Annotated in this window: 2 protein-coding genes and 1 pseudogene; 1 reads left to right on the forward strand and 2 read right to left on the reverse strand. The window is 67.0% G+C overall.

The genetic code is table 11. From position 1 onward, the window contains the following. Nucleotides 1–367, forward strand: a pseudogene (locus tag B1964_RS30580) (mycolyltransferase); the annotation flags it as partial. Here B1964_RS30580 and B1964_RS27340 read toward each other — a convergent pair. Both B1964_RS27340 and B1964_RS30585 read right to left on the reverse strand, forming a co-directional pair. Beyond that, nucleotides 322–1,215: a type IV toxin-antitoxin system AbiEi family antitoxin domain-containing protein gene (locus B1964_RS27340; protein WP_079932051.1), complete on the reverse strand. Its 894-nt coding sequence runs from the start codon at nt 1,213–1,215 to the stop codon at nt 322–324. The pseudogene B1964_RS30580 and the gene B1964_RS27340 overlap by 46 nt on opposite strands. An 86-nt stretch (nt 1,216–1,301) precedes the next feature. Beyond that, nucleotides 1,302–2,512, reverse strand: a 1,211-nt coding sequence (locus B1964_RS30585) for a hypothetical protein (protein ID WP_172398983.1), incomplete at its 5' end; no start/stop codon positions are given.

Here is a 2,512-nt window from a genome sequence, read left to right on the forward strand (position 1 = left end):
ATCGGACGCCGCCCAGATCGAAGCGGATCTGGCGGCGGCAGCGGAGAAATCGGCAGCGCAGAAGTCGGCAGCGCAGCGGGTGATCGCGCCGCAGGTGCAACAGCAGGCGGCGGCCGCCGAGGTGACCACGTCCCAGCCCACCCCGACTCCCGCTGCGGCCCCGGCTGTCGAGGTGGCGACGTCGCAGCCCACCACAGCGGCCGTCGAGACCTCGGCTGCCCAGCCCACCCCGACAGCGCCGACCACCACCCAGCCGACCACCCCCACCGAGGCCCCGAGTGCGGAGCCAACCACAGCTGGAGATGTAGTAGAAGGTTCGCCCTACGCGATACCTTCTACTACGTCTGCGGCGGCCAACGCCCGCTGAATCCGCTCGACGACGTAGTCGGGCCTAAACAGGAGGTCGTTGTAGGTGAAGTGCAGGACATTCCAGCCGGCGGCGCTGAGGTCGTTGCCGCGTCGTCGGTCTCGCTGAAAGGCCTCCGCGTCGCTGTGGTGGGCCATCCCGTCGATCTCGACGGCGACGCGATGCACGGGGAAGGCGAAGTCGATCTCGTAGGGAGGTGCTGGATGCCCCGCAACCCAGCCGGTGATGCCGTGTGAGGTGAAGATGTCGATCGCTATGCGTTCGGCATATGAACGGCCGCCGGCGCCGATCAAGGTGACGATGGTTCCCATCGTCGCCGCGTCCCGACGACCGCGCCGCCGTCGATATGCGTCGACCAACTGTTGCTCACTCACCCGACGTCGGAGCAATGCGCGGTCGACGATCTCGATGCCCTGCTCGACCCCTGCCTCGAGGACCGCCAGCGGGAGCGCGGTGATCGACAGACCGGAGTGCACGGTCACGTCGTCGGTGTCGAGCTCACGGTAGCGAATCCGCGTCCCGGGCACCCGCTTTCGCCGAGTCCCGGACGGCATCGTCAGTGTGATGACCGGCGGATGCCGATCCACGAGTCCCCACCACCATGCAGCGCAGACCCCTGATAGGACGGGCTGCATACCCACGCGTAGCACCGTCGTCCGCAGACGTGTGCGGGCGGTGAGCGGATGAGCGGCCAGCCGGTGCACACCGCGGGCAACACCGATCAGCTCGCCGGCAGCCACCATGCGGTGGACCGCAGCGCGGTTGAGCCCGAAGGCCCGGAAGTCGGCAGCGGTGAGTACGCCGTCATGGCGCATCGCGAGGGAAAGGAGCCCCGGAGGTAATTTCATGCGTCATTGGACGCACGCGAGCACCGTCACGTTCCCCATCCCCTCGGCGAACGTAGTAGACGGTTCGCTGCAGGCGAGACCTTCTACTACGTCGCCGCGACGATCCGGCGAGGAACCTGCTCGACACGAACCACGACCTCGGGGAGGTCGAGTGCATCGAGACACGCCGCCTTCGTGGCCTGCTGGACGTCGGCGTGATAGGCGACGTGATCTCCGGAGGACGTCACGTACAGCGGTACCTTCCAGCCGCGCTTCGCGAACCCCGCAGGGCCGCCCCACTTGTCGAACGTGCGGTAATCTTCCGGGCCGAGAACGATCCGGACACCGGTGCCCTGACGGCGAAGCGCGCCGACCAGCGCGTCGGGGTTGCGTGCCATCACCGTTCGGCTCAGATAGGTGTAGAGCGACTTAGGTAGGGCGCCGACGACGAGGCGGGTGATCTTCTTGTCGAGATTGCCGAGGCGCCTCGCGGGCGACGCTGCCGGTTCCGCGGATGCTGCGGCGTCGGGGCCGGCGCTGAAGAAGCCAGTCCGGTGTCGGCGTTCAACCACCCCGGTGAATCTGGCGGGACGCAGCCGCCATCGCAGCGTATTCACCAGAACTGCCTGCGACCGAATTGAATCTGGTCTCCTACGGTGCGTCTCGAGAGCAGCGTGTGACGCCATCCACCCGCCCAGGCAGATACCGACGTGAGCGATCGTTGCGCCGGCAGGCGGGTCGATCGCATCGATGATCCTGTTGCCCTCGCGGACGTAGTCGCGCTTGTAAAGCTGGATATAGGTGTCATCGGTGCTGACGATGCCGGATTCGCCGACACCTGCACGGTCGAATCGGATCACGCGACCGCCTCGTTCGGCGATGTCGAGTGCGAGCTCGTAGAAGAGTCGCCCGGGTCCCGTCCGGATGTCGTGGCCGATCGAGTGCGTGACCAGGATTTCGCGGGCCTCGCCGTGCCGACCGGCCATTGCCGTATCCCACACGACGCGGTCGCCGGGCAGCACGCGAACTCGCGTGACGATCTCGCGGCCATCGGCTGAGGTCGAGACCGCTGCCTGATGCGAGAGACCGACCTTCACGGGAACCGCTGGGCCCGTGAGATGTTCGCCGAGCCAGGAGACGATGGTGTCGACCTCGTCGGGAAGGGTGATGACCCAGGGATTCGCCGCTTCCAGGAAATCGGTCTGATCTCCGAGGGATTCGACGCGGACCGTCGGCGCCTCGGTCAACATACGACCGAGATCGGATTCCCGCTCGGAGTCGCGCATCAGCGCCAGGGCGGCCGTGCCGGCGAGCGCGG

Source organism: Gordonia sp. i37 (assembly GCF_002043085.1).
Lineage (GTDB): Bacteria > Actinomycetota > Actinomycetes > Mycobacteriales > Mycobacteriaceae > Gordonia > Gordonia polyisoprenivorans.

Coding starts and splice junctions, on each gene's coding strand:
- B1964_RS27340 (WP_079932051.1), bottom strand. CDS start 1,215: ATGAAATTACCTCCGGGGCTCCTTTCCCTCGCGATGCGCCATGACGGC.